This window comes from Paramicrobacterium salitolerans (assembly GCF_051513965.1).
In the GTDB taxonomy this organism is placed as follows: Bacteria; Actinomycetota; Actinomycetes; order Actinomycetales; family Microbacteriaceae; genus Paramicrobacterium.
This window is the reverse complement of sequence record NZ_CP195847.1, coordinates 2,988,709-3,011,078: the sequence shown is the minus strand read 5'-3', so window position 1 is coordinate 3,011,078 and position 22,370 is coordinate 2,988,709. Positions and strand designations below refer to the sequence as shown.

21 protein-coding genes are annotated in these 22,370 nt (G+C 66.1%); 12 read left to right on the top strand and 9 right to left on the bottom strand.

What is annotated here, in order from left to right:
• Nucleotides 1-52 precede the first annotated feature (52 nt).
• The gene (locus tag ACSAGD_RS14495; RefSeq protein WP_437583487.1) at nucleotides 53-1,399 is read left to right on the top strand and encodes a 6-phospho-beta-glucosidase; all 1,347 of its coding nucleotides are present in this window, start codon (nucleotides 53-55) and stop codon (nucleotides 1,397-1,399) included.
• Between the two features lie 26 nt (nucleotides 1,400-1,425).
• Nucleotides 1,426-1,857, top strand: coding sequence for an Lrp/AsnC family transcriptional regulator (locus tag ACSAGD_RS14490; protein WP_437583486.1), 432 nt, complete (start codon nucleotides 1,426-1,428; stop codon nucleotides 1,855-1,857).
• Here the strand turns inward: ACSAGD_RS14490 and ctlX are convergent.
• The 5 genes from ctlX to ACSAGD_RS14465 form a co-directional block, all read right to left on the bottom strand.
• A complete protein-coding gene (ctlX, locus tag ACSAGD_RS14485; protein ID WP_437583485.1) occupies nucleotides 1,838-2,794 on the bottom strand; it encodes a citrulline utilization hydrolase CtlX in 957 nt (318 codons plus the stop codon). The genes ACSAGD_RS14490 and ctlX overlap by 20 nt on opposite strands.
• A gap of 4 nt (nucleotides 2,795-2,798) precedes the next feature.
• Nucleotides 2,799-3,836, bottom strand: a complete 1,038-nt coding sequence (locus tag ACSAGD_RS14480) for an ornithine cyclodeaminase (RefSeq protein ID WP_437583483.1) — start codon at nucleotides 3,834-3,836, stop codon at nucleotides 2,799-2,801.
• Between the two features lie 174 nt (nucleotides 3,837-4,010).
• Nucleotides 4,011-4,775, bottom strand: a complete 765-nt coding sequence (locus ACSAGD_RS14475; RefSeq protein ID WP_437583482.1) for a GntR family transcriptional regulator — start codon at nucleotides 4,773-4,775, stop codon at nucleotides 4,011-4,013.
• Between the two features lie 85 nt (nucleotides 4,776-4,860).
• Nucleotides 4,861-5,133 carry an acylphosphatase gene (locus tag ACSAGD_RS14470; RefSeq protein ID WP_437583481.1) on the bottom strand — a complete coding sequence of 91 codons (273 nt, stop codon included), beginning with the start codon at nucleotides 5,131-5,133 and terminating at the stop codon, nucleotides 4,861-4,863.
• A gap of 85 nt (nucleotides 5,134-5,218) precedes the next feature.
• Nucleotides 5,219-6,748, bottom strand: coding sequence for an FMN-binding glutamate synthase family protein (locus ACSAGD_RS14465; protein ID WP_437583479.1), 1,530 nt, complete (start codon nucleotides 6,746-6,748; stop codon nucleotides 5,219-5,221).
• Nucleotides 6,749-6,876: 128 nt separating this feature from the next.
• Here ACSAGD_RS14465 and ACSAGD_RS14460 point away from each other — a divergent pair, with 128 nt between their 5' ends.
• Nucleotides 6,877-7,764 carry a 3-methyladenine DNA glycosylase gene (locus tag ACSAGD_RS14460; protein ID WP_437583478.1) on the top strand — a complete coding sequence of 296 codons (888 nt, stop codon included), beginning with the start codon at nucleotides 6,877-6,879 and terminating at the stop codon, nucleotides 7,762-7,764.
• Here the strand turns inward: ACSAGD_RS14460 and ACSAGD_RS14455 are convergent.
• Entirely contained in the window at nucleotides 7,761-11,126 is a 3,366-nt protein-coding gene (locus tag ACSAGD_RS14455; RefSeq protein WP_437583477.1) for an AAA family ATPase, read from the bottom strand. The genes ACSAGD_RS14460 and ACSAGD_RS14455 overlap by 4 nt on opposite strands.
• Nucleotides 11,127-11,474: 348 nt before the next feature.
• Here ACSAGD_RS14455 and ACSAGD_RS14450 point away from each other — a divergent pair, with 348 nt between their 5' ends.
• Together ACSAGD_RS14450 and ACSAGD_RS14445 are read left to right on the top strand one after the other, a co-directional pair.
• The gene (locus ACSAGD_RS14450; protein ID WP_437583476.1) at nucleotides 11,475-12,686 is read left to right on the top strand and encodes an acetyl-CoA C-acetyltransferase; all 1,212 of its coding nucleotides are present in this window, start codon (nucleotides 11,475-11,477) and stop codon (nucleotides 12,684-12,686) included.
• Nucleotides 12,687-12,720: 34 nt separating this feature from the next.
• Nucleotides 12,721-14,118, top strand: a complete 1,398-nt coding sequence (locus tag ACSAGD_RS14445) for an enoyl-CoA hydratase/isomerase family protein (RefSeq protein ID WP_437583475.1) — start codon at nucleotides 12,721-12,723, stop codon at nucleotides 14,116-14,118.
• 141 nt (nucleotides 14,119-14,259) lie between these two features.
• On the opposite strand, the gene ACSAGD_RS14440 is transcribed toward ACSAGD_RS14445, so the two are convergent.
• A complete protein-coding gene (locus tag ACSAGD_RS14440) occupies nucleotides 14,260-15,390 on the bottom strand; it encodes an AI-2E family transporter (protein WP_437583474.1) in 1,131 nt (376 codons plus the stop codon).
• A 6-nt stretch (nucleotides 15,391-15,396) separates the two neighbouring features.
• A complete protein-coding gene (locus ACSAGD_RS14435) occupies nucleotides 15,397-15,585 on the bottom strand; it encodes a hypothetical protein (protein WP_437583473.1) in 189 nt (62 codons plus the stop codon).
• A 155-nt stretch (nucleotides 15,586-15,740) separates the two neighbouring features.
• Between ACSAGD_RS14435 and ACSAGD_RS14430 the strand changes: the two genes are divergently transcribed.
• The 7 genes from ACSAGD_RS14430 to ACSAGD_RS14400 are packed head-to-tail and all read left to right on the top strand — an operon-like array spanning nucleotide 15,741 to nucleotide 21,351.
• Nucleotides 15,741-16,532: a hypothetical protein gene (locus ACSAGD_RS14430; RefSeq protein ID WP_437583472.1), complete on the top strand. Its 792-nt coding sequence runs from the start codon at nucleotides 15,741-15,743 to the stop codon at nucleotides 16,530-16,532.
• Nucleotides 16,529-17,317: a hypothetical protein gene (locus ACSAGD_RS14425; RefSeq protein WP_437583471.1), complete on the top strand. Its 789-nt coding sequence runs from the start codon at nucleotides 16,529-16,531 to the stop codon at nucleotides 17,315-17,317. The genes ACSAGD_RS14430 and ACSAGD_RS14425 overlap by 4 nt, the downstream gene beginning before the upstream one ends.
• Nucleotides 17,314-18,948: an AAA family ATPase gene (locus tag ACSAGD_RS14420; protein WP_437583470.1), complete on the top strand. Its 1,635-nt coding sequence runs from the start codon at nucleotides 17,314-17,316 to the stop codon at nucleotides 18,946-18,948. The genes ACSAGD_RS14425 and ACSAGD_RS14420 overlap by 4 nt, the downstream gene beginning before the upstream one ends.
• Nucleotides 18,949-18,970: 22 nt before the next feature.
• Nucleotides 18,971-19,189 (top strand): DUF2997 domain-containing protein, encoded by a 219-nt coding sequence (locus tag ACSAGD_RS14415; RefSeq protein WP_437583469.1) that lies wholly within the window; start codon nucleotides 18,971-18,973, stop codon nucleotides 19,187-19,189.
• 2 nt (nucleotides 19,190-19,191) lie between these two features.
• Nucleotides 19,192-19,971 (top strand): 4Fe-4S single cluster domain-containing protein, encoded by a 780-nt coding sequence (locus ACSAGD_RS14410; protein ID WP_437585181.1) that lies wholly within the window; start codon nucleotides 19,192-19,194, stop codon nucleotides 19,969-19,971.
• Nucleotides 19,968-20,483 (top strand): hypothetical protein, encoded by a 516-nt coding sequence (locus ACSAGD_RS14405; protein WP_437583468.1) that lies wholly within the window; start codon nucleotides 19,968-19,970, stop codon nucleotides 20,481-20,483. Before ACSAGD_RS14410 ends, ACSAGD_RS14405 begins: the two co-directional genes overlap by 4 nt.
• Nucleotides 20,484-20,487: 4 nt before the next feature.
• On the top strand, nucleotides 20,488-21,351 hold the full coding sequence (locus tag ACSAGD_RS14400; protein WP_437583467.1) for a ComEA family DNA-binding protein: 864 nt from the start codon (nucleotides 20,488-20,490) through the stop codon (nucleotides 21,349-21,351).
• 50 nt (nucleotides 21,352-21,401) lie between these two features.
• On the opposite strand, the gene ACSAGD_RS14395 is transcribed toward ACSAGD_RS14400, so the two are convergent.
• Complete coding sequence (locus tag ACSAGD_RS14395; protein ID WP_437583466.1) at nucleotides 21,402-22,337, bottom strand: NAD-dependent epimerase/dehydratase family protein; 936 nt, start codon at nucleotides 22,335-22,337, stop codon at nucleotides 21,402-21,404.
• Nucleotides 22,338-22,370 lie beyond the last annotated feature (33 nt).

Below are 22,370 nucleotides of genomic sequence, written 5' to 3'. Positions count from 1 at the left end.
TCCGAGTACCTGACGCTTGCTCAGAGGTTAGCATCGGGGTGAGGGGAGACCCATGAAGCTCACGATCATCGGCGGCGGCGGATTCCGCGTGCCCCAGATCTTCACCGCCATCAGTGACCCCACAGCACCCGCACGCGTCGACGAGCTGTGCCTGCACGACGTCTCCGCCGAGCGGCTGAGCGCGATCCGCGGCGTTCTCGATGCACTGGCCAAACGGTCCCCGCGCCCACCGCGCGTAACGTATACGACAGACATGGATGCCGCAGTGACAGCAGCGGACTTCGTGTTCTCTGCCATGCGAGTTGGCGGTCTCGAGGGGCGGATCGCCGATGAACGCGTCGCTCTCGACCTCGGTGTGCTCGGTCAGGAGACCGTCGGTCCCGGCGGTCTCTCCTACGCACTGCGCACACTGCCCGTCGCACGCGACCTCGCTCGCCGCATTGCCGCTCTCGCCCCGGATGCCTGGGTGATCAACTTCACGAACCCCGCCGGCATCGTCACGGAGGCAATGCGCACCGAGCTCGGCGACCGGGTCGTCGGCATCTGCGACACTCCGATCGGACTGATGCGGCGCGCGGTTCATGCGGCGGGCGGCGACGCGGCATCCGTCACCTTCGACTACGTCGGGTTGAACCATCTCGGATGGTTGCGCAGCATCACCGTCGACGGTGCCGAGCGCCTGCCCGACCTGCTCGCAGACGACACAGCGCTCGCCGGGATCGAAGAGGCGCGACTCATGGGCTTCGACTGGGTGCGCTCCCTCGGCGCTCTGCCCAACGAGTACCTCTTCTACTACTACTTCCAGCGGGAGGCGACAGCACGCATCCGCGAGAGCACGCAGACCCGCGGAGAGTTTCTGCTCGCCCAGCAGGCCGATTTCTACCGGGATGCCGCGGCGATGCCGGTGAGCGCCCTCGACGCGTGGGAGCGCACGAAGTTCGAGCGCGAGGCCAGCTACATGGCGGAGAGCCGCCCCGAGTCCGAGCGCACGAGCCGCGAGGCGAGCGACATCGAGGGCGGCGGTTATCAGGCCGTCGCCCTCGCACTCATGGCTGCGCTGACCGGCAGCGGAACGTCGACGATGATTCTGAACGTCGCCAACCGCGGTGCGATTCCGGAGCTGCCGCCGGACGCAGTCGTGGAACTTCCGTGCACCGTCGACGCCGACGGCATCCACCCCCATTCGGTCGCACCGGTGACCGGAGACATGCTGGGGCTCATGCAGTCGGTCAAGGCGGCCGAACAGCTCACCATCACAGCGTCAGCGAACAGGGATGCCGCTCTCGCGTGGCGCGCATTCGCGGTGCATCCTCTTGTCGACTCCGTCGCCACCGCGAAGCTGCTGCTCGAACGGTACCGGGAGGCGATTCCGGGCGTCGACGCCGCACTCCGCACCTGACGCGACGGTGCTCGTAGAATCGCCATATGAGAGACGTCGACGAACTGGACGAACGCCTGATCGCCGAACTGCGCCTCAACGGACGCGCCCCCGTGGCGACGCTCGCCCACCGCCTCGGCGTCACACGCGCGACCGTCAACAACCGCATCAACCGTCTCGTCGACGACGGCATCGTGCTGGGGTTCACCGTTCGCGTTCGTGAAGACGTCAGCACCGACGTCGTGCGGGCAGTCAGCCTCATTGAGGTGGAGGGCCGCACGACCGCCTACGTGATCGACAAGCTCCGCGGATTTCCCGAAGTGCACGCCCTGCACACTACGAACGGCGGATGGGATCTCGTCGCCGACCTGCGGACTGACAGCCTCGCCTCGTTCGACCGGCTTCTGGCGCGCATCCGCGGCGTCGAAGGCGTCATCAACAGCGAGACGAGTCTGCTGCTCAGCTCCGCACTCCGTTGATGGTGCTGATCGGCGTCCGCGGGTCGAGATGGATGCCGGCGAGCATGCAGCGCACCGAACCGCCGGCGAGCTCGATCGTGGGAACACCGAGCGGTACGATCTGACAGCTCTTCTCGATCACGGCGCGCTGCTCATCGGTGAGCGATGCCGCCGCCCGAGCTGACATCGCGAGGATGCGCCCATCGCGGCCCTGCAGTTCGATGGCGTTTCCGGCGAACTCGCGGATCTGCGACCGGCTCAGCTCGATGACGTCCCGACCGTGCGCCGTGAGGCGTTCGAGAAGCTGGTCGCGCCTCGCGGCATCCGCAATGAAGCCCAGTCCGATCATCGCGAAATCGGTGGCCACGCACATCAGCACGTTTGAGTGGTAGATCGGGTAGCCAGCTTCGTCGACGGCGTCGAACACCATGGGCTCATATCCGAAGTTGGTGCAGAACCGTTCAAGGGCGATCGGGTCAGCCCGGTTCGATCGCACCGTGTAGGCGATGCGACTCAGGTGGTCGAGCACCATTGCGCCGGTTCCCTCGAGAAACACGTCGTCGTACTCGAGGCCCGAATAGTCGATGACGTCCTGCACACGGTATTCGCGCTTGAGCATCTCGAGGATATCTTCGCGGCGCTCGCCCCGCCGACTCGGCGACTGCATCGGATACACGGCGACGTGCCCGCCCGAGTGCGTCGAGAACCAGTTGTTCGGAAACACCGCGTCGGCTCGGTCCTCCCGCTCGTCGTCGAAGAGGTGCACACGGACCCCGTGCCTTTCGAGGGCGGAAGCCACCTCGGTGACCTCCTTCCACGCGGCACGCGCGATCGCCTCAGCGTCTGCGGTCGGTGCAGGTTTCTGGAAGGTGTTGTCCGTTGCCGTTGCGGGGTTCGGCGTGAACCGGCTCGGTCGAATCAGCACCACCGCCGACGGTGCCTGAATGGACATGCGCATGGTTCTAGAGTGCCGGAACGGGGGCGTCAGAGCCCTGCGTGAAACCGAAGAGATCCTTCGGGTCGTCGGGGTCGGCGACGAGATCGATGTCGATGGAGAAGGCGGACGTATTCGTCTTGTCGTGCAGGTAGCGCAGCACAGAGAAGTCCTCGATCGCGAAGCCGACCGAGTCGAACACGGTGATCTGCTCATCGGAGGAGCGCCCGTCGGTCTGACCGGTCACCACACGCCACAGCTCGGTGACGGGGAAGTCCGCCTCAACCTGCTGGATCTCGCCCTCGATGCGGGTTTGCTCGGGGAACTCGACGAAAACATCGGCGCGTCGCAGGATCGCGGCATCCAACTCTGTCTTGCCGGGGCAGTCGCCACCGATTGCGTTCACGTGAACTCCCGGCCGCACCATGTCGTCGGTGAGCACGGTCGCGTTCGCCTTGTCGGCGGTGCAGGTCGTGATGATGTCAGCGCCCTCGACGGCGTCGTGGCCGCTCTCGACGATGTGCACGTCGAAGCCGAGCGGAGTGAGGTTGCGCGCAAGTTTGGCGGAGGCAGCGGGGTCCGTGTCGAAGACGCGAAGCGAACGGATGCCGAGGGCCTCACGAATCGCAATCGCTTGGAACTCCGACTGAGTGCCCGCGCCGATCATCGCCATGGTCGTGGAATCGCGACGGGCGAGATGCTGTGCAGCCATCGCCGAGGTCGCCGCCGTGCGGAGCGCGGTGAGCAGCGTCATCTCGGCAACGAGCAGCGGGTAGCCGCTTGCGACGTCGGAGAGCACGCCGAACGCCGTGACCGTCTGCAGACCGCGCTTGGGGTTCGACGGGTGTCCGTTGACGTATTTGAAGGCGTAGAGGTGACCATCGCTCGTCGGCATGAGCTCGATGACACCGATCGGGGAGTGGCTGGCCACACGAGCGGACTTGTCGAAGGACTCCCACCGACGGAAGTCCTCGGTGACATAGTCGTTCAGCTCACCGAGGATCGTCTCGAGCCCCGTCGACCGCACCCAGGTGATCGCGTTCTGAACACCGACGAAACGCACCATTCCACGCACTCCTTCTGCGGCGCCTCGCGGACGCCTCTGTTACTGCCTGCACCTCCACGTTAGGCGCAGCAGATGCTCAGCGACAAGAGAAGACTGTGAACATTTGAGGCAGGATGCTGTACAAATTGCGTACTGTCAGTGTGTGTTCTGTACAGGCGGTTCGTTGCACGCCGATCAGCGGTCGACGAGCGTGATCTCAAAAGAGTAGAGATCGGGGCGGTACAGGTGGCGCCCCAGCTCGATCGCCTTGCCGGAGTTGTCGAACGCGGTACGCGACATCGTGAGCACGGGGCCGCCCTTCGAGATGTCGAGAAGCTCCGCCTCGCGCTGATTCGCAGAGCGCGCGCCGATGCGCTGCTTCGCGACTCGCATCGTCACGCCACGCGTGCGGAGCATCTGGTAGAGGCCGTATCGCGAGAGGTCGTCGATGCTGAGGTCGAGGAAGTCCTGCGGCAGCACGTTGTCGAGAATTGCGAGAGGCACCCCGTCGGCAGAGCGGAGGCGGACGAGGTGCAGCACAGGACTGCCCGTCTCGACGCCGAGGAGCTCGGCCGTCTCGGCATCCGCTGTTCCCCTCTCACTCGAGAGCACGATCGTCTTCGGCGACTGATTCGATCGCTCGAGGTCATCATAAAGACTGGTCAGCTCAACATTGCGCGTGACGCGGCCGTGCACGACCTGAGTGCCGATGCCGCGGCGCCGCACAAGAAGGCCTTTGTCGACGAGCTCCTGAATGGCGCGACGGATCGTGGGACGCGAGAGCCCAAGCCTCTGTGCGAGAGCAACCTCGTTCTCGAGTCGCGACCCCGCGGGAAGCACGTCGTCGCGAATCGCGGCTTCGAGCCGCTGAGCGATCTGGTAGTAGAGGGGGACGGGGCCATTGCGGTCGAGATCGACGAAGACGCTCAGGGGGAGTGTCTTCTCTTCCAGCTGCGCCACGCGGCCACCTCCGTTGATATGCCGAGACTATGTTCAGACAATATATCGCTATTGCAAGGCATACCGCATGTCAGTGGCCGGAATGTCAGCCCTCGATCGAGAAATCGCTCTCGCCGTCGACCGGAACGACGTCGGTGACTTCGAAGCTGCGGACATTCGCCGAGTTCGGACCTGTGCGCAGCCAGCGCAGCATCTCGGTGACGGGCTCCTCGGCACCCTGTACGGCGGTCTCGACCGATCCGTCAGGACGATTGCGCACCCACCCGGTCACGCCGAGCTTCGCCGCCTCACGCTGTGCGGAGAAGCGGAACCCCACACCTTGAACGACTCCGGTCACCACGACGATCTTGCGCACCATGCTTCTATTGTGGTCTGCTCCGCTGGAGGACAACAGAGGGCGCCCCGCACGTTCGCCGTGAGCGTGCGCATGAGAGTGGCCGTCGTCAGGGCAGCGGGAAGACGTCCGCGCTTGCACGTTCCCAGTCCGCGCGCCACCTCTCAGGCGCGGCGTTCAGCAGCTCGCTCGGCCGCAGCCATTCGTAGAGCTCCGCATAGGACTGGCTCTCGTGCACGTCCACGTTGCGTCGCAGCATCCGCGGTGTCAGCTGCGAGGGGTGCGAGACGCCCATCGACGCCATGAGGCGCACAGCCTCGTCGACGGTCGCCCTCTGATAATTGGTGACGCGTGTGCTCTTCGAGTCGACGTCGAGTGCTCGTGCACGTCGCGGATTCTGGGTTGCGACACCCACGGGACAGCGGTCGGTGTGGCAGCGCTGCGCTTGAATGCATCCGACCGCCATCATCATCGCGCGAGCCGCGTTCGTGTAGTCGGCGCCCTGGATGAGGCGCTTGACAATGTCGTTTCCGGCCGCGATCTTGCCGCTTGCTCCGACACGGATGCGGTCGCGAAGACCGGTGCCGACGAGAGCGTTGTGCATGATCATGAGGCCCTGCGTCAGCGGCATCCCGACATGGTCTTCGAACTCGAGCGGCGCCGCACCCGTGCCGCCCTCAGAGCCGTCGACCACGATGAAATCGGGCGCCGTTCCGACCTCGATCATCGCCTTGCAGATCGCGAGCACCTCGACGCGCGAGCCGACGCACATCTTGAACCCGACGGGCTTGCCGCCTGAGAGCTCGCGCATCCGCGCGACGAACTCGATGAGTTCAGTCGGAGTGCTGAACACCTGGTGCCGAGCCGGACTGACGCACTTCTCACCGACGGGGACTCCACGTGCGTCCGCGATCTCCTGCGACACCTTCGCCGCAGGGAGCACACCGCCGATGCCGGGCTTCGCACCCTGACTGAGCTTGAGCGACACCGCTTTGACGCGGTCGTCCTGCGACTTCTCGGCGAACTGGTCCGGGTCGAAGCCGCCCTCCTTCGTGCGGGTGCCGAAGTAGCCCGTTCCGATCTCCCAGATGAGGTCGCCGCCGTTCTCGAGGTGATACGGAGAGATACCGCCCTCGCCCGTGACCTGGGCGAAGCCGCCGTCGCGAGCGCCGCGATTCATGGCGCGCACGGCGTTGGCCGAGAGCGCACCGAAGCTCATGGCAGAGACGTTCAGCAGCGATAGGGAGTACGGCTGCGAGCAGTCGGGGCCGCCGAGAGTGATGCGCGGCGGCTCGTCGGGCAGGGGCACGGGCGCGGCGGACTGCGTGAGCCACTCGTAGCCGTCGGCATTGACGTCGCGCTCGGTGCCGAAAGCCTGCTCACCGTGGATGCCCTTCGCACGCTCGTAGATGACGGAGCGCGTGTCACGGTCATACGGCCTGCCGTCCCAGTTGCGCTCGATGAAGTACTGCTGCAGTTCGGGGCGAAGCTCTTCGAGCAGATAGCGCATGTGCCCGATCACCGGGTAGTTGCGCAGAATCGAGTGCTTGCGCTGCGCGAGATCGTACGAGGCGAGCGCGGCGATGGCACCTGCTCCCGCTCCGACCACCGCCTTCAGCGCCCGAGATTTCTTTCCCATCTCACCTCCACGTGTGGGGTTGTGCCGCCATGCTACGCCCGGGTTACTATCACCGCGCTGTGCCCATGCCGACCGAGCGTGCCGCGAGCTCACTGCATGTGTCAGACTGCGCCGGTTAGCCTTGATGCGTGACCGTCGACAGCGCCCTGATCACCCGAGTTCTGACTCGGGACGAGTGGCGTGCGCGCGAAGCGGGGCACGAGCGCCGGGCTGATGCTTTCACCGCGGGTTGGCGCGCTCGCCGGAAGAGCGGCGAGCGGCATCCCATCGACGATTTTCTGTTCACCTACTACTCGTACAAGCCGAGCATTCTGCGGCGGTGGCACCCGGGCGCCGGGGTCGAACTCGAGGATGCCGGGGGAGCGCCCCGCTCGTCATGGAAGTGGTACGTCACCGGCAGCTCTCCCGAGTCGGTGCGCGTGGATGCTGCGGAGTATCTGCGCGTCAAACGGGCAGGTGTCGACGTGATTCGGCGGATTCTCGAGCGCACCGCCGCACGGCCAGGACAGTTCAGCTGCTTCGGTCTGCACGAGTGGGCGATGGTGTACCGGCAGGGTGAGCACCGGCATCCTGTTCCGCTTCGACTGGGGCAGGAGGGGACGGATGCTGTCGTCGACACGCACAGCGTTCAGTGCAGTCACTACGACGCGTTCCGCTTCTTTACCCCGAAGGCGGCGCCGCTCAATCGGCTGCAGCCGACGCGCGAATCGCAGCCGGAGCTTGAGCAGCCGGGGTGCCTGCATGCCGGAATGGATGTCTACAAGTGGGCGATCAAGTTGGGGCCGCTGGTTCCGGGCGAGGTGCTGCTCGATGCGTTCGAGCTGGCGCGTGACATCCGGTGGCTCGACATGGCTGCATCGCCGTATGACGTGAGCGGCTGGGGTGCTGAACCGGTTGCGATCGAGACTCCGGAGGGCAAAGCGGAGTACGTGCGGCAGCAACGCGGGTTTGCGGAGCGCTCAAACGCTCTGCGCCGTCGGGTGCTCGACGCGCTGGATGCGGCGGAGGCAGTCTAGCGGGTGACGGTGCGCAGCACCTCGTCCGGGATCTGCTTCATAGCCTCTCCGTGGATGTCGTTCTCCGCGAGGTAGTCGGTATGCGCACTGATGATCCGCTCGGTGAAGTTCCGTGCCCAGCGACCATTGCTGCGGTCCTGCTCCGGAAGAGCATCGTAGGCCGCCGTCGCAATCTCATCGAAGAGGCTCCTATCGAACACCCACTGCTGTGACAGTGCACGGGCGGCGATCTCGACGACCTCGGCTGTCGTGTAATCGGGAAACTCGATCTCGAACGGGATTCGCGATTTCAGCCCCGGGTCCGCCTCATAGAGCTGCCGCATCGGGTCCGTGTACCCGGCGAAGATCGCTACGAACCGGTGACGGTCGTCCTCAAGCCGCGGGATCATGGCCTGAATAACCTTCACGCCGAAATCGTTGCGCCCATTGGTGGAGTTCAGCTGGTGAGCCTCGTCGATGAACATCACACCGCCCATCGCCTCGTCGAAAGCGAGGTGGGTGTTCTTCTCAGTGTGGCCGATGTATTGGCCGACGAGTGACGTCGGCTTCGTCTGCTTGACCGTCGGGGAATCCAAGATTCCGAGCGCATGGAAGAGACCTGCGACGATCCGGGCGACGGTTGTCTTGCCGGTCCCGGGATTGCCCAGGAAGGCCATGTGGTAAGTGGGGCGCTTCGCCGAGCCGTCGTGCTCAAGCATGCGCTGCGCGACCTTCACCTGATTCACGACGGACCGCACCCAACGTTTCACGGGTTCGAGGCCGATCATGGCATCGAGCTCCGCCAGCAGCTCCTCCACCTTCGCGGCGCGATCGGCTGGATCGCCGCCGGCGAGAGCGTGCAGATCTGAGTCGAGAATCGTGGTGAGGTCTTCCCGCGTCGGATCCGGGATCGCGATGACCCGTTCGTCAAGCTTCGAGCGAAGATCCTGATTGAAATTGCGGATCCAACGGCCGTTGGCACCGCTCGCGCCTTGTGTGTACGCGGTGGCGACAATGCGCGTGTACAGCTCTTCGTTGACCGTATACTGCGCACGTCTCAGCTCGCGCAAACCGATCTGGGCGATCTCGTCCGCGGTGTAGTCCTCGAAGTCGAAACGATGCTTGATGCGGGAACGCATACCCTCGTTGACGCTGAGCAGCTCATGCATCTTGTCGGTGTAGCCGGCGAAGATCACCATGAGATCGTCGCGGTGATCCTCCATGAACGCGATGATTTCGGTGACCGCCTCTTCGGCGAAACCAGCCGAGTCCTGCGCAGCGAGCGAGTAGGCCTCATCGATGAAAAGCACGCCGCCGAGGGCGCTCTCCAGCACAGCCCGGGTTTTCTGCGCTGTGCCACCGATGTTCTCGCTGACGAGATCGGCACGCTTCGCCTCGACGTATTTCTCGCTGGCGATGACGCCCGCCTGATGCAGAGCCTTCCCCACAAGCCGGGCGACCGAGGTCTTTCCCGTCCCAGGATTGCCGAGGAACATGCTGTGCAACGTGAAACCGTCGTCGGCCGGGAGTCCCAGCTCGGCACGGCGCCGTCTGAGTGTGGCCGTGTTGATGAAGCTCTGAACCTTCTGCTTGACGTTCTCGAGGCCGATGAGTGAATTGAGCTCCGCGAGTGCGTCACCGTCTGGCGAGTTCGGTGCTGCGGTGCCGGCATCCGACGTGGTGTCGCCTGTGGTGGAGTGGCTGGACGCGGTTGCGTGTTCCACTTCGTGCACGGGAGTCAGCTCACCGTCCTCTGACACGGTGTACAGGTCATGAGCGACGTCGGCGAGGTCCAGATCGGCGTTGCCAACGCGGTGGACCGTGAGTGAGCTCGGAGCACCCCCACTGAGCATCCCGATCGTGAGTGAGCCGTTGTCGACGAGAGCGCAGGTCGTCTCACCTACCCCGGCGAGCTCCGGCACCGTCAGGCGGGAACCTTCGTACACCGTGAGTCCGTAGAAACCGCCGGTGTTCTCCCGGAGCGTGTGCCTATCGCTGACGGTGACGGCGGAGCCGCCGTCCGCGACAAGAGAGTAGGACGTGGAACCGTTGATCGTCGCCGTCGCCCCATCGGTCGCAGCGAAGAATCCCAGCTCGCATTCCGTGGCCGTGAGAGTGGCCGACGAGCCGGCGATCCTGACAGAGTTCTCGGCGTCACCCGGATCCGCGGTCACAGTGCAGTCGCGAAGTTCCACGCGGGCATCCTTCGCGTAGAGCGAGGGCACCTCCGTTTCGGGAAGCCTACCGAGGACGACGTTGTGGAGCGCAACGGCTCCGTCTTCCACTGTGACGTTGACGGCGTTTTGAGTGGTGACGGTGGGACGTATCGTCACATTGCGCACCGTGAGAGAACCCCCGGGAGTTGGGCCGAGAGTCCCGTGGATGACCGTTCGCTCGGAGCGACCCTGACCGACAAGGCTCGCATTCAGCAGCATGAAGTCGTTCTCGTACTCGCTGAGGTAGTAGTCCCCCTCCTCGAGGAGCACGGTGTCGCCGACGCTGAGCTGCGGGATGATCATGCTTTTGAATTCGTGCGCCTGCGCGAGGGGCCAGAGTACGACCTTCGGCGTAGACGTGCTCTCTGGCTCGGGCACAGGCTTCGCCGGGGCGTTTGCGTCACGCACCGTGACCTGGCCGTCGGGCGCATGTACCCGTGCGTCGTCTTCCGTCATGATCGTGAACGATCCGTCCCCGCCCTGTGCGACGGCGGTGATGCGGATCATGCTGTCGTTCGCGTAAGCCTCTGCATACTCGTCTCCGAGTCGCAATTGCGCGATCTCGAAGACAGACTGCCCGCTTGCGGTGAACAGGCGTTTTCCCGGAGGCGGCGTGATTGTCAACGTGCCGTATGCGTTGACTCTGGCGCTGCTCAGCAGTTCAAGCTGGTCTGCCGACGAATCGACGAGATCGGCGTGCCCGCCCTTTACCCAGACCCGGCCGAGCTGCGACGCTGTCGCATGTACTCGTGCGCCTTCTGCGACCTGCAACCCATGTAATTCAGGATCGTTCTGAATGATCACGTGGTCGAGAACGAGGGTGCCGTGCTCGTGCCAGATCGCAGGAAACTTCACGGCGGGATCACCGACGACAGTACAGCGTGTGAGGGTGGCGAAAGCGTCCGCCGCAGTGAACGCTACTGCGTTGTTGTACGGCAGGGATCGCAATTCAAGGTCGGTAAACCGGCAATGACCCGCTACCCGTGCCTTTCCCGTCACGACAACGGGTCCCGCCTCCGAGCCCTGCAGCGTCAGGCTGGACAGTATGAAATTGCCGATGTCGTGCTGGCCCGGGTCAAAGATGAGAACATCGCCCGGTGCTGCGCTCTGAATGGCGGAACTCGCATCCATCCGTCCCCAGCCGGTTCCGACCCAGATTGTCGCCATCGAGCCCCCCGCTCGCTTCTCGGCTCAGAGCCGGGACGTACCGCGGCTGCGCCTGCCTTAATGGTGAATTTCTCTGACGCGGGAAGAGCACCAGACCGCGTCACGCGGAACCCGTGTCTTCCCGTTTTCTCGCCCCCGGGCGAAGCACGACGACAGACTAGCATCGTGCCTGCCGAGAGGCTGAGGAGAAGACCAGAGGAAGTTTTGCTTTGCGCTACAAGTCGGGACGTGCGCTACAGGAATTTCTGTAGCGCAAACCCGAACAAATAGCGCGGGGGAGAGGATTGGGGCACAATCGAGGCACTGCAGCGTTGATGCAGAGCAGTGGTCAGACACAGTGAGGTGACTATGCCCGGTGATGCATTCATCTACGACGCCATCCGCACGCCACGTGGCAAGAATCGTGGCGGTTCCCTCCACAGCGTGAAACCTCTTGATCTGGTTACGGGACTGATCGGGGCGCTTCGCGAGCGGCATCCCACCCTCGACCCCGACCTGATCGACGACATCGTGCTCGGCGTCGTCTCACCGGTCGGCGAGCAGGGCGCCGACATCGCCCGCACTGCCGCACTCGCCTCGGGACTTCCGCAGACGGTGCCCGGCGTGCAGCTGAACCGGTTCTGCGCCTCGGGGCTCGAAGCGGTGAACGTCGCCGCGCAGAAGGTCGCATCGGGCTTCGAAGATCTCGTGCTCGCGGGAGGCGTCGAGTCGATGTCACGCGTTCCACTCGGCAGCGACGGCGGCGCGATCGGTCATGATCCGGCGACAGCATGGGACGCCGGCTTCGTGCCACAGGGCATCGGCGCAGACCTCATCGCGACGATCGACGGCGTCGACCGGACGCAGGTCGACGAGTACGCTGCCGAGTCGCAGCGCCGCGCCGAGGAGGCCTGGGCGGAGGGGCGGTACGGCCGATCCGTGGTTCCGGTCGTCGACATCAACGGACAGGTGCTGCTCGAGACCGACGAACACCGTCGCCCCGGCACAACGGCGGACATGCTCGCCGGGCTGCCGGCATCCTTCGCCCGCATCGGCGAGTTCGGGTTCGACGCCGTCGCCCTCTCGCGCTACCCCGAGGTGCCCCGCATCAACCACGTGCACACGGCGGGCAACTCGTCCGGCATCGTCGACGGAGCCGCACTCACGATCGTCGGCGGGCACGAGATCGGGGAGCGCCTCGGCTTGCGGCCCCGCGCCCGCGTCGTGCAGACCGCCGTCGTCGGCAGCGACCCCACGATCATGCTGACGGGGCCCGGCCCGGCGACACGCAAGGCGCTCACGAGGGCCGGGCTCGCGGCATCCGACATCGACCTGTTCGAGGTCAATGAGGCGTTCGCATCCGTCGTGATGCGGTGGATGCGTGAGACGGATGTGCCCCACGAGAAGGTCAATGTGAACGGCGGGGCGATCGCGCTCGGGCATCCTCTCGGTGCGACAGGGGCCATGCTGATCGCGACGCTTCTCGACGAACTCGAACGACGCGAGCTGCGCCGCGGACTCGTCACGCTGTGCGTCGGCTCGGGAATGGGAATCGCCACGATCATCGAGCGCGTGAGCTGACCGCGCCAGCGCGCCTGAGTGAACGGAGAAACGGATGACTGCAACGACGCAGACTGGGCAGGATGCCGCACGGCAGAGCGCCGTCACCCGAAGCGACGCCGACGGAATCGTGACACTGACGCTCGATGATCCGGTGGCGCCGGTCAACGTCATGAACGAGGCGTACATCGAGGGCATGCGCGCCGCGATCGACGGCATCGAAGTAGACAGGGATGCCGGCAAGGGCGCCGTTCGCGGAGTGATCGTCACCTCGGCGAAACGCTCCTTCTGCGCGGGCGGCGACCTGACGACTCTGCGCGCCTCCGACGCAGGACGTGCTGATGATGAGCTCGCGCGGCTCGACGGCATCAAACGGGACCTGCGCCGGCTGGAGCGCCTGGGGCTCCCCGTGGTCGCCGTGCTGAACGGGTCGGCGCTCGGCGGCGGCCTCGAACTGGCGCTCGCCTGTCACCGGCGCATCGCGATCGCGAACGAGCGGCTGCGCGTGGGCTTCCCCGAAGTCGGTCTCGGCCTGCTGCCCGGCGCTGGCGGTACTGTGCGATACACGCGCATGGTCGGCATCGAGCGCGCCCTGCGCGTGATTCTGCCCGCCGAGACGATGGATGCCGCCGCCGCCCTGGAAGCCGGACTGCTCGACGAGGTGGCGGGCGATGCTGCCGCTGCGACGGCATCCGCTCTCGCCTGGATCGACGCGAATCCCGAGCCCGTGAAGCCGTGGGATGCGAAGGGGTTCCGCATTCCGGGCGGCAACGGAAGCGACCCCCGCCTGGCGGGTGTTCTGCCGGGCTGGATCGCCACGGCACACGCGGAGGCCGGAACGCTGCCGGCGCCCCGGGCCGCGATGGCCGCGGTCGTCGAGGGGTCGCTCGTCGACGCGGACACGGCTTCGCAGATCGAGTCGCGGTACTTCGTGCACCTGTCGCACACTGCGGAGGCGCGCAACCTCATCGACGCGTTCTTCGATCGGCAGCGTGTCAGTGACGACACCGCGGACGCACGGGCAGATGTCAGCGCCGTGGTCGACGAGGCTGTGCTGTCCGAGGCGGTCGCCGCGGTTCGCGAGGGAGCTGACCCCGATGTCGTCGACCGCGCGGCTGTGTGCGCCGGCTGGCGTGGGGGCGTGCTGAAGCGCATCGACACTCGCGCGCTGGAGCCGAGCGAGTCGAGCTGGGTCGACGCGCCTTTTGCCGACCTGGTCGACAGGATGCTGTTCGCTCCCGCGCTCGCCGCAGCACGTGTGCAGGCCGCCGAGTCCGTCGGGGATGCCGAGGTGAACGTCGCCTCGATCGATGCGGGGTTCCCGGCGGCCACGGGAGGTGCGGCGCGGTTCCGCCAGAGGTACGCGGGTGGGGCGGAGGGCTTTGCGGCGCGGGCGGCGGCGCTCGCGGCATCCTATGGCCCTCGCTTTGCACCGTTGCCCAGTGCCACCTGACGTTGCCCAGTGCCACCTGACGTTGCCCAGCCACCTGACGTGCTTTACGCGGGTGGTCACTTCTTCTGGCTTAGCGCGGCAATGAGCAAAAGAAGTGACCAACCACGAGCAGTCACGCGTGGGACGCGCGTGAGAGTCGTGCTAGGCGACCTCTGGCCGTTTCTGCTTGAACGGCTCCGCCGGCTCGTTCTCGCCGTTCCAGACCGTGATGATTCCCCAGGCCACAGCCGCGATCGGCACCGAGAGAACGGCACCGATGATGCTGCCGAGAATCGTTCCGATCGTCAACGCGAGCAAGATCACGAGCGCATGAAGCTTCAGCGAACGACCCATCACAACCGGCTGCAGGAAGTTGCCCTCGAGCTGGTTGACGAGCACCACGATGCCGACGACGATGATCGCCGCAACCGGTCCATTGGTCACCAGGGCGACAAGAGCAGCGAGGATGCCGGCAAGCGTCGCACCGACAATGGGGATGAACGCCGTCAGGAACACGATCACAGCGAGCGGCAGCGCAAGCGGAACCTGCACAATCGCAAGACCGATGCCGATGCCGAGCGCATCAGCCGCTGCGACGATCGCTGTGCCTCGCGCATAGCCGCCGAGTGTCGAAACCGTCTTGTGACCGATGCGACGCGCACGCTCGTACTGTTCCCCCCGGAACGGCCGAAGCAGAAACTCCCAGATCGCCGGGCCGTCCTTCAGGAAGAAGAACAGCACAACGAACATCAGCACGAGACCGGTCAAGAAGCTCGCCGTCGCAGACACTCCCGCGAGCGCACCGGAGCCGAACTGCGCACTCGTCACGAAGTCGACCGCAGTGTCGCGGATCGAGTTGATCTGCTCCTGGTCGATCGTGAACGGCAGGTGCTGGAAGTACGTCTGCAGCTGCTTGATGCCGGTGTCCGCCGACTCGATCAGTTCATCCCACTGCGCACGCACCGTCCAGACGATGAGCCACACGACAGCGGAGATGATCGCAAACGACCCGACCAGAGCGATGAGCGTGCCCAACAGCGAAGGAACGCCATGGCGTCGCATGAACGACATCAGCGGGTTGAACGCCGATGCAAAGATGAGCGCGATAATCACCGGAATGAGTACGAGCGTCAGCTGCGTGAGCGCGAAGATCACGACCGTGACGACGGCGAGCACCGCGATGATCTGAACGCACCGCGTCGCGATGTGGCCGAAGCCGTCCGTCCAGAGGGTTCGTGCTGAGTGCTTCTCCTGAGGCTGAGGGGCGGCCGCTGGCCGGCCAAAGAGTCCCATCGGCGGCTACTTCAGCTTCTTCGCGAGCTGCTTGTCGATGCGCTTCGCCCGCTTGCGGGCCTCTTTGAGCGCAGGGCTCGACCACGCCTTCACGCGCTTCTTCGCATCATCGAACTCGCCACGCTCAGAGCGCACTCCGAGGCAGAAACCGAGACCCCCGATGATCACGGCGAAAAGAACTGTTCTGAACTTCATTGTGACCTCCCGTCTGGATATGAAACCGCTCTTAACTGGGTATCAGGTGGATGCCGCCCGAAAGACGGTGCTTTCGGCGTGGCGCACCGGGCACTGCTCCCCGTCGCCGGTGTGCCGTTTCGCCAGTACCCTTATGTTCTGACGGAGGGGTATCGGTGGCAAGCACGCGAATGTCGGCCGCAGCGCGCACGGCGATTCAGCGCTTCTCCGGCATGCTCTGGGGCATCGGCGGAATGCTCGCAATGGTGGTCGTCATCAGCAGCCTGATCGCCGGACCAGCGCCTGAGCGCGAGGCATCCTTCGACGGAGACCCCTGGGAGAACCCCGACGCCGGCACAGCACAGAAGGACGGCGACACGTGGAGCGGTGAGCCGGGAGAGGCGATTCAGCTCACGGGACTCGACGTGACGAAGCCGGTGCGCGTTGTGAGTGAGGATGGCTACACGAGGCTGGCCCTCACCGGTCCGTCTGGCGACACGGTGATCGAGGATGAGTACGGTGACGTTCCCTCCACGACCCTGCTGAGCTCGGAGTCGACGTACTTCGTGCCGCCCGCCGAAGACATCGCGCTGTGGCCGGAGGACGACGAGCCGTGGCGCATCACCGTCACGCAGCCCGACCTCAAGAAGCTGAGCGGCACGGTGAGCGGCATCGGCCCCGCCGCCCTGGTGTACCGCGGCGAGGCATCGAGTGCGCGCATCAGCCTCCGAAGCGAGTACACGATGTGGGTCGACCTCGTCACGAGCTTCCGCCCGGAGGCCGCCGTGGACGGCAAGGGCTCCATCGACCGCACGGTCGCGTGGCCAGACAGCGACATGGTGATCTTCGTGGTCGCGGGGCACGACCGCGGCGGTTGGTCGATCACTGTGAACGAGGATGCCGTCAGCACGCCGACCCCGACGGAGACGCCCGGTGAGGCCGCGGACGAGGAGACGAGCGGAGCATGAGCGCGTCGAGCGCTGCGCGTCGCAGCATCCGTCAATTCTCGATCTGGGTCTGGGTGATCGGAACGATCGCCGCGATGGGGCTCGCCTATGCGCAGACGCCGGCGCTCATGATGGACCTCGAGACCGGACGAATCGGCACGAACCCGCTTCGCGATCGCGCCTGGGACGAACAGAACCCGGTGCAGTTCACATCCGACGGCGGCACGTACTCGGGCGAGGGGAGCGGCTACGTGACGATTCCTGCTGAGGTCGACCCCTCGATCATCAGGTTCTCCGAGCTCGACGGATACGCCGACTTCTACATGACGGCATCCTCCCAGGTGCAGCGACCGGCCGGCGACCGGGAGAGGCCGCGCCGCATCGGGTCGGCGTACTCGCAGGACGACACCGTGGTCATGGTGCCGACCGGCTACGACACCGAACTGTGGGTTCAGGCGGCCGGCGCGTGGAGCTTCCGCCTCGACGCCATCGACACGACGATCATCACCGACACGTACTCGGGGTCGGGCAACGCGTACCTCCTGTATGAGGGTGAGGCGACATCGGCCCGGTTCGAGCATCGGGGAACCGGACTGTTCCGCGTCGAGGTCGCCGGAATCGGCACCGGCTTCGATCCGATCATGCAGACGGACGAGGCGAACGTCGTCGGCACGTGGGATTCATCGCCGAACGTCGTCCTCGTGATCACCGCTGACACGGGCGAGGGCGACTGGACAGTCACAATGGATGCCGGTGGAGCGGACTCCGACGACGCGACCACCGACGATGAAACGGAGACGATGTGAGCTTTTCCACCAACCTCGACGAGGCGTTCAAGGCGCGACTGCCGCTGCTCTACATCGAGTCGAGCGAAGAGGTGCGCGTCATCTCCGAGGTGATGCACGCCGCGGCATCCCAGCGCCATAAGCGCCCCGTATGGACGTGGTCGTCAGCCGTCGGACTCACCGGGCCGGACGGCAAGGTCGTCGCGAACACGACGAACCCGGTGCGCGCTCTCGACCACGCGGCGGGCGAAAAGGATGCCGGGGTCTTCGTGTTCTGCGACCTGCACGCGTACTTCGGCTCAGAGCATCGACCGGGAGAGCCCGCAGTGATCCGCAAAGTGCGCGAGACGGTGCTCGACTTCCGGCACGGCGAGTCGAGCCGCGTCATGATCGTGACCGCGCCGATCCGGGTGATTCCGCCTGAGCTCGACAAGCTCATCCACCTCATGGAGTTTCCACTGCCCGAGGCAGCCGAGGTTCGCGAGCTGCTCGACACGATGATCGTGAACAACTCGACCGGCGGCGGGCGGATCCAGATCAACGCAGACGACAGCGTGCGCGAGCGGCTCGTGCACGCGGCACTCGGTCTGACGATGGCGGAAGCGGAGAACGCGTTCGCCCGAGCGATGGTCAACGACGGTAGGCTCGGCGAGAAGGACATCTCGGTCGTGCTCGATGAGAAGCGCCAGACGGTGCGGAAGTCAGGGCTGCTCGAGTTCGTGGACCCGGGCATCGATCTGGACGACGTCGGCGGACTTGAGAACCTCAAGCGGTGGCTTGGCCGCCGCAATGGCGCGTGGATGGCACAGGCCCGGGAGTACGGACTGCCGAACCCGCGCGGTGTGCTCATCACTGGTGTGCCGGGGTGCGGCAAATCGATGACGGCGAAGGCGACAGCGGCATCCTGGAACCTGCCCCTGCTGCGACTCGACATCGGGCGCATCTTCTCGGGGCTGGTCGGCTCGAGCGAGCAGAACCTGCGCACAGCGATTCAGACCGCGGAGGCCGTGGCGCCGTGCATCCTCTGGGTCGACGAGATCGAGAAGGGCTTCTCAAATACGACCGGCAGCGGTGACTCGGGCACAAGTGCGCGCGTGTTCGGCACGTTCCTGACCTGGCTGCAGGAGAAGAAGCGGCCCGTCTTCGTCGTCGCGACCGCGAACAACATCGACTCGCTTCCGCCCGAGTTTCTGCGCAAGGGCCGCTTCGACGAGATCTTCTTCGTCGACCTGCCGACGGCACGTGAGCGCGAGGTCATCTGGCGTCTGCAGCTGGCGCTGAATGGCGCAGCGGGCAACGGACTCGCCGCGCTCGCCGAGGAGTCGGCTGTGATCGAACGACTCGTCGCCGTAAGCGAGAACTACTCGGGCGCAGAGATCGAGCAGGCCGTCATCGCCGCGCTCTATGCGGGGTACAGCCGGTCGCGCCCGGTCACGGCGGCAGACCTCGAGGAGGCCGTCACCTCGATGATTCCGCTGTCGGTGACACAGGCCGAGGAGGTTCAGATGATCAGAGACTGGGCCGAGCAGCGCGCTGTGCGGGCGACGGGCGCCGAGGACATGGCGCCGACGGAGGCCGCGCAGCGGGACGCATCCGACACTCCCTCACCGTCGCTGTCGTCGCACCGCGGCGGACGCACCGTGGACTACTGAGCGGACGAGTGAGGAGACCGACATGACGAAGAAGCTCATCGTTTCACTGAAGCCCGACGGCACGGTCGCCGCCGAGACAGTGGGCATGCACGGCTCTGAGTGCCTCGACTACATCGCAGAGCTCGAGAACTTGCTCGAGGCCGAGACCGTGACCTCGTCGTTCACCGACGATTACAACCGCATCGGCACCGGTCAGTCAAACGCCGAGACCAGCGCCGAGCAGGACTGGGACCGCACGTGAGCATGGTTTCAATCGCAGAGTCGGCTCCGGATGCCGCGGCGCTCGCGGTCGCGGAACGGAGCGGTCTTGGCGCTCACGAGCCGCCGAACCCCGACGCAGAGATGCTTCGGTGGTCGCGGTTTCTTGAGGCGACCGAGGCGGAGGGTCCCGGAGTGCGCGCTGCACTGTGGGTGCAGGGCTGCTCGGTGCGCTGCCCCGGATGCTTCAACCCGCACATGTGGGCGCCGCGCGGGGCGACGCTCGGAGACGCAGTCGCGCTGGGCAAGGACTGGGCGGCACAGGCCGCTGCCGCCGGCGCCGAGGGACTGACTCTGCTCGGCGGTGAGCCCTTCGACCAAGCGGATGCCGTGGCCGACGTGGCGGAGGCGTTTCGCGCGGCCGGACTCAGCGTGATGAGCTTCAGCGGCTACACGTTCGAGAGGCTGCAGTGCCTTGCCACGCGCCGCCGCGACGTAGCGCGTCTTCTCGAGGCGACCGATCTGCTGTGCGACGGGCCGTATCTCCGCGACTTCCCCGACGCGCGCCGCCCCTGGATCGGTTCGACCAATCAGGGGATCCGCGCCCTCACTCCGCGGTACGCCGACCGTGTGCGGGAGATCGACGCACACGGCGAACGCGACCGGCTCGAAGTTCGCATCGCCGCCGACGGCACCGTCGCCGTGAACGGCTGGGCTGACGAGGCATCCCTCGACGACCTGCTCTACGACCTCGGGGTGCGCGACGACGCTCCCGGTGCGCACCGTCACGGTCGTGCACACGAACGAAAGGAGACCGTCTCATGAGCGTCTCGCTGCTTTTGGTGCCGCTCGCGCTGGCCGTCACGGCGTCGGTCGGCGCCGTGGGGGCGACCGGGGCTGTCACGGCATCCCTCTCCAACCGGTCGGACGAGAAGGATGCCGCGCAGGCGACCGCCGGCGATGAAGTCACGGTGCGCACCCGCATGAAGAACCCGACGCTTCTCGGAGCCGCACTCGAAGACGTCGGCGCGCTCGATGTCGCCGTGTCTGGCGAGATGGTGCGTGCCACAGTCGATGGCGTCGACGTCATGATGAGCCTCACAGAACAGGGTGTCTGGAGCGCCCACTTCGCGGCGGACGACGGCCGCGATGTGGGGCAGGACGAGGCCGCCGAGCTGGTCGCGCGACTCGATGCGGCCTACGCGCTGCGGGTGCAGCAGGCGGTCGCGGAGCGTATTCGCACACGCGCCGATGCCGCCGGGTTCGACCTCGTCTCCGAGACGCGCGACGCTGACGACACCGTGACAATGGTGCTGAATGTGAAGGACTACGCGTAGACCCATGGCAGACGACAAACCGACGATCGGGTGGATGCTGGCGCGCAGCTCATGGCTCGTGCTGGCGTTTGTGCCGAACGGGTACACGACGTGGTTGGCCTTCGTGATCGTGGCGATCATGGCGCGCAAGGGCTCCTGGGCGGGGCTCAGCGTGCTGTTCGCGATCGGCGCGGTCATCGGCAACGTCGCCGCGGTTGGCGGGGCGGGGCAGCTCATCACTCTCGGGGTCTACATCGTCGGAGTCATGGTGGCGCTGTACGTCAACACGCAGTGGCTGACGCTGCTGTGGGAGCGCACGCTCGAGGGCGCGTCGGCGACCTCGAAGGAGTCGAGCTCGACCAGCGGCGCGGCGGCCGCCGGTCGGCGCAGCGCGGAGCAGTCGAAGCGCTCGGGCGAGGCACGTTCGGCATCGCGATCCAGGCCGTCGCGGTCACGTGCGTCACAACCGTCGCAGTCGTCGCAGCCGAGTGGTCGCACGGGCACGACGCGAGGGGCGAAGGATGCCGCAACAGCGACGACCGGCGAGGCCGCTCGCCTGCTCGGCGAGGTCGGCGGCGGCTCCGGAGACCTCTACGATTCAGCGGGGTCCGGTTCGTCGCCCGGAGGCGCTGCGGACGCGGCATCCTCTGACCCCATCGACGTCAACACGGCGTCGGCCCGCGAGCTGCAGAGCCTCCCCGGCATGTCACGCCGCACGGCGCGCGACATGGTGCGGGAGCGTGAGAGGAGCGGCGCGTTCTCGTCGATCGACGACTTCGCCGCACGTGCCAAGCTGCAGCCCCATGAGCTGGTGCGGCTGCGGACCGCAGCGACGTGCTCGCCACCGCCGCGCGGCCCTCGCTCGTTCGGGCGGCGCGTCGACTTCTGACGCCATCCGTTCGCGATTGACCGTGAGGCGCCGGTACTCGATCAGGCGCGTCAGAGTGTGACCGCGGTGACGCCGGCGGTTCGGCGGCAGACGTCGTCCCACGGGGTGGGTTCGATGCCGAATCGCTCACGTGCAGCGGAATCGTCGACGAGGTACGGCGCCCGCCACTGGTAGGCCAGCTCGTTGATCTCACGCATGAGCGGTGAGACGAGGGATGCCGCCGCCACGAGCGCCCGCGGCATGCTGCGAACCGGAACGGGCGCGATGCCGGCGGCGCGGAACACGTCGTTCAGGGCATCCTCCTGTGTCTTCGCCGGGTTGCTGGGTGTGAGCCAGACCCGGCCGTGGGCTCCGCTGTCGGCCGCGGCCGCCACGATCGTGCGAGCGACATCCTGCACATCTGTGAACGTGTGAGGCACATCCTTTCGGCCGAAGACCCACGCCGTCTTGCCCTTCGACGCAGCAGGGAGCTGCCGCGAGATGTGTCCGTTCTGCCCGATGCCGGGCCCGACGTAGTCGGAGGCGCGCACCTCGACCGCGCGGATGCGCCCAGCATCGTGCAGGCGCTTCGCGTCACGCCACATGCCGGCACGCAGACGCCCCTTGTGGTCGGTCGCGGCATCGGGAAGCTGCTCGTGCATCGGGCCGTCGACCGGGCCGTAGGCGTAGAGCGAACTTGTGATCGCGTAGACCGCTCCCGAACGCTCGGCCGCGGTGAGCAGCGAGCTGGCGAGCGGAGGCCACACGGTCTCCCACGCGGTGTAGTCGCGGGGATTGGCGCAGTTGTACAGCACATCGACCCCCTCGGCCGCGCGGCTGAGTGCGTCGGGGTCGGAGGCATCGAGCGCGATCGCGTCGACCCCGGGGATGGCGAGATCGGAGCCGCTCCGCGTCGCGACGGTGACGCGTCGCCCCTCGCGGGCGAGCTCGGCGGCGACATGCCGACCCACAGGGCCGGCGCCGATGATGAGGTGTCGTTCGGACATGAGGTTCCCTTCGTCAAAGTGAGAGCACTGCTC

What these genes read in the sequence shown, in the direction of transcription:
- ACSAGD_RS14495 (WP_437583487.1), top strand. Translation starts at nt 53, where the DNA reads ATGAAGCTCACGATCATCGGCGGCGGCGGATTCCGCGTGCCCCAGATC.
- ACSAGD_RS14490 (WP_437583486.1), top strand. Translation starts at nt 1,426, where the DNA reads ATGAGAGACGTCGACGAACTGGACGAACGCCTGATCGCCGAACTGCGC.
- ctlX (WP_437583485.1), bottom strand. Translation starts at nt 2,794, where the DNA reads ATGCGCATGTCCATTCAGGCACCGTCGGCGGTGGTGCTGATTCGACCG.
- ACSAGD_RS14480 (WP_437583483.1), bottom strand. Translation starts at nt 3,836, where the DNA reads ATGGTGCGTTTCGTCGGTGTTCAGAACGCGATCACCTGGGTGCGGTCG.
- ACSAGD_RS14470 (WP_437583481.1), bottom strand. Translation starts at nt 5,133, where the DNA reads ATGGTGCGCAAGATCGTCGTGGTGACCGGAGTCGTTCAAGGTGTGGGG.
- ACSAGD_RS14465 (WP_437583479.1), bottom strand. Translation starts at nt 6,748, where the DNA reads ATGGGAAAGAAATCTCGGGCGCTGAAGGCGGTGGTCGGAGCGGGAGCA.
- ACSAGD_RS14455 (WP_437583477.1), bottom strand. Translation starts at nt 11,126, where the DNA reads ATGGCGACAATCTGGGTCGGAACCGGCTGGGGACGGATGGATGCGAGT.
- ACSAGD_RS14450 (WP_437583476.1), top strand. Translation starts at nt 11,475, where the DNA reads ATGCCCGGTGATGCATTCATCTACGACGCCATCCGCACGCCACGTGGC.
- ACSAGD_RS14445 (WP_437583475.1), top strand. Translation starts at nt 12,721, where the DNA reads ATGACTGCAACGACGCAGACTGGGCAGGATGCCGCACGGCAGAGCGCC.
- ACSAGD_RS14440 (WP_437583474.1), bottom strand. Translation starts at nt 15,390, where the DNA reads ATGGGACTCTTTGGCCGGCCAGCGGCCGCCCCTCAGCCTCAGGAGAAG.
- ACSAGD_RS14435 (WP_437583473.1), bottom strand. Translation starts at nt 15,585, where the DNA reads ATGAAGTTCAGAACAGTTCTTTTCGCCGTGATCATCGGGGGTCTCGGT.
- ACSAGD_RS14425 (WP_437583471.1), top strand. Translation starts at nt 16,529, where the DNA reads ATGAGCGCGTCGAGCGCTGCGCGTCGCAGCATCCGTCAATTCTCGATC.
- ACSAGD_RS14415 (WP_437583469.1), top strand. Translation starts at nt 18,971, where the DNA reads ATGACGAAGAAGCTCATCGTTTCACTGAAGCCCGACGGCACGGTCGCC.
- ACSAGD_RS14410 (WP_437585181.1), top strand. Translation starts at nt 19,192, where the DNA reads ATGGTTTCAATCGCAGAGTCGGCTCCGGATGCCGCGGCGCTCGCGGTC.
- ACSAGD_RS14405 (WP_437583468.1), top strand. Translation starts at nt 19,968, where the DNA reads ATGAGCGTCTCGCTGCTTTTGGTGCCGCTCGCGCTGGCCGTCACGGCG.
- ACSAGD_RS14400 (WP_437583467.1), top strand. Translation starts at nt 20,488, where the DNA reads ATGGCAGACGACAAACCGACGATCGGGTGGATGCTGGCGCGCAGCTCA.
- ACSAGD_RS14395 (WP_437583466.1), bottom strand. Translation starts at nt 22,337, where the DNA reads ATGTCCGAACGACACCTCATCATCGGCGCCGGCCCTGTGGGTCGGCAT.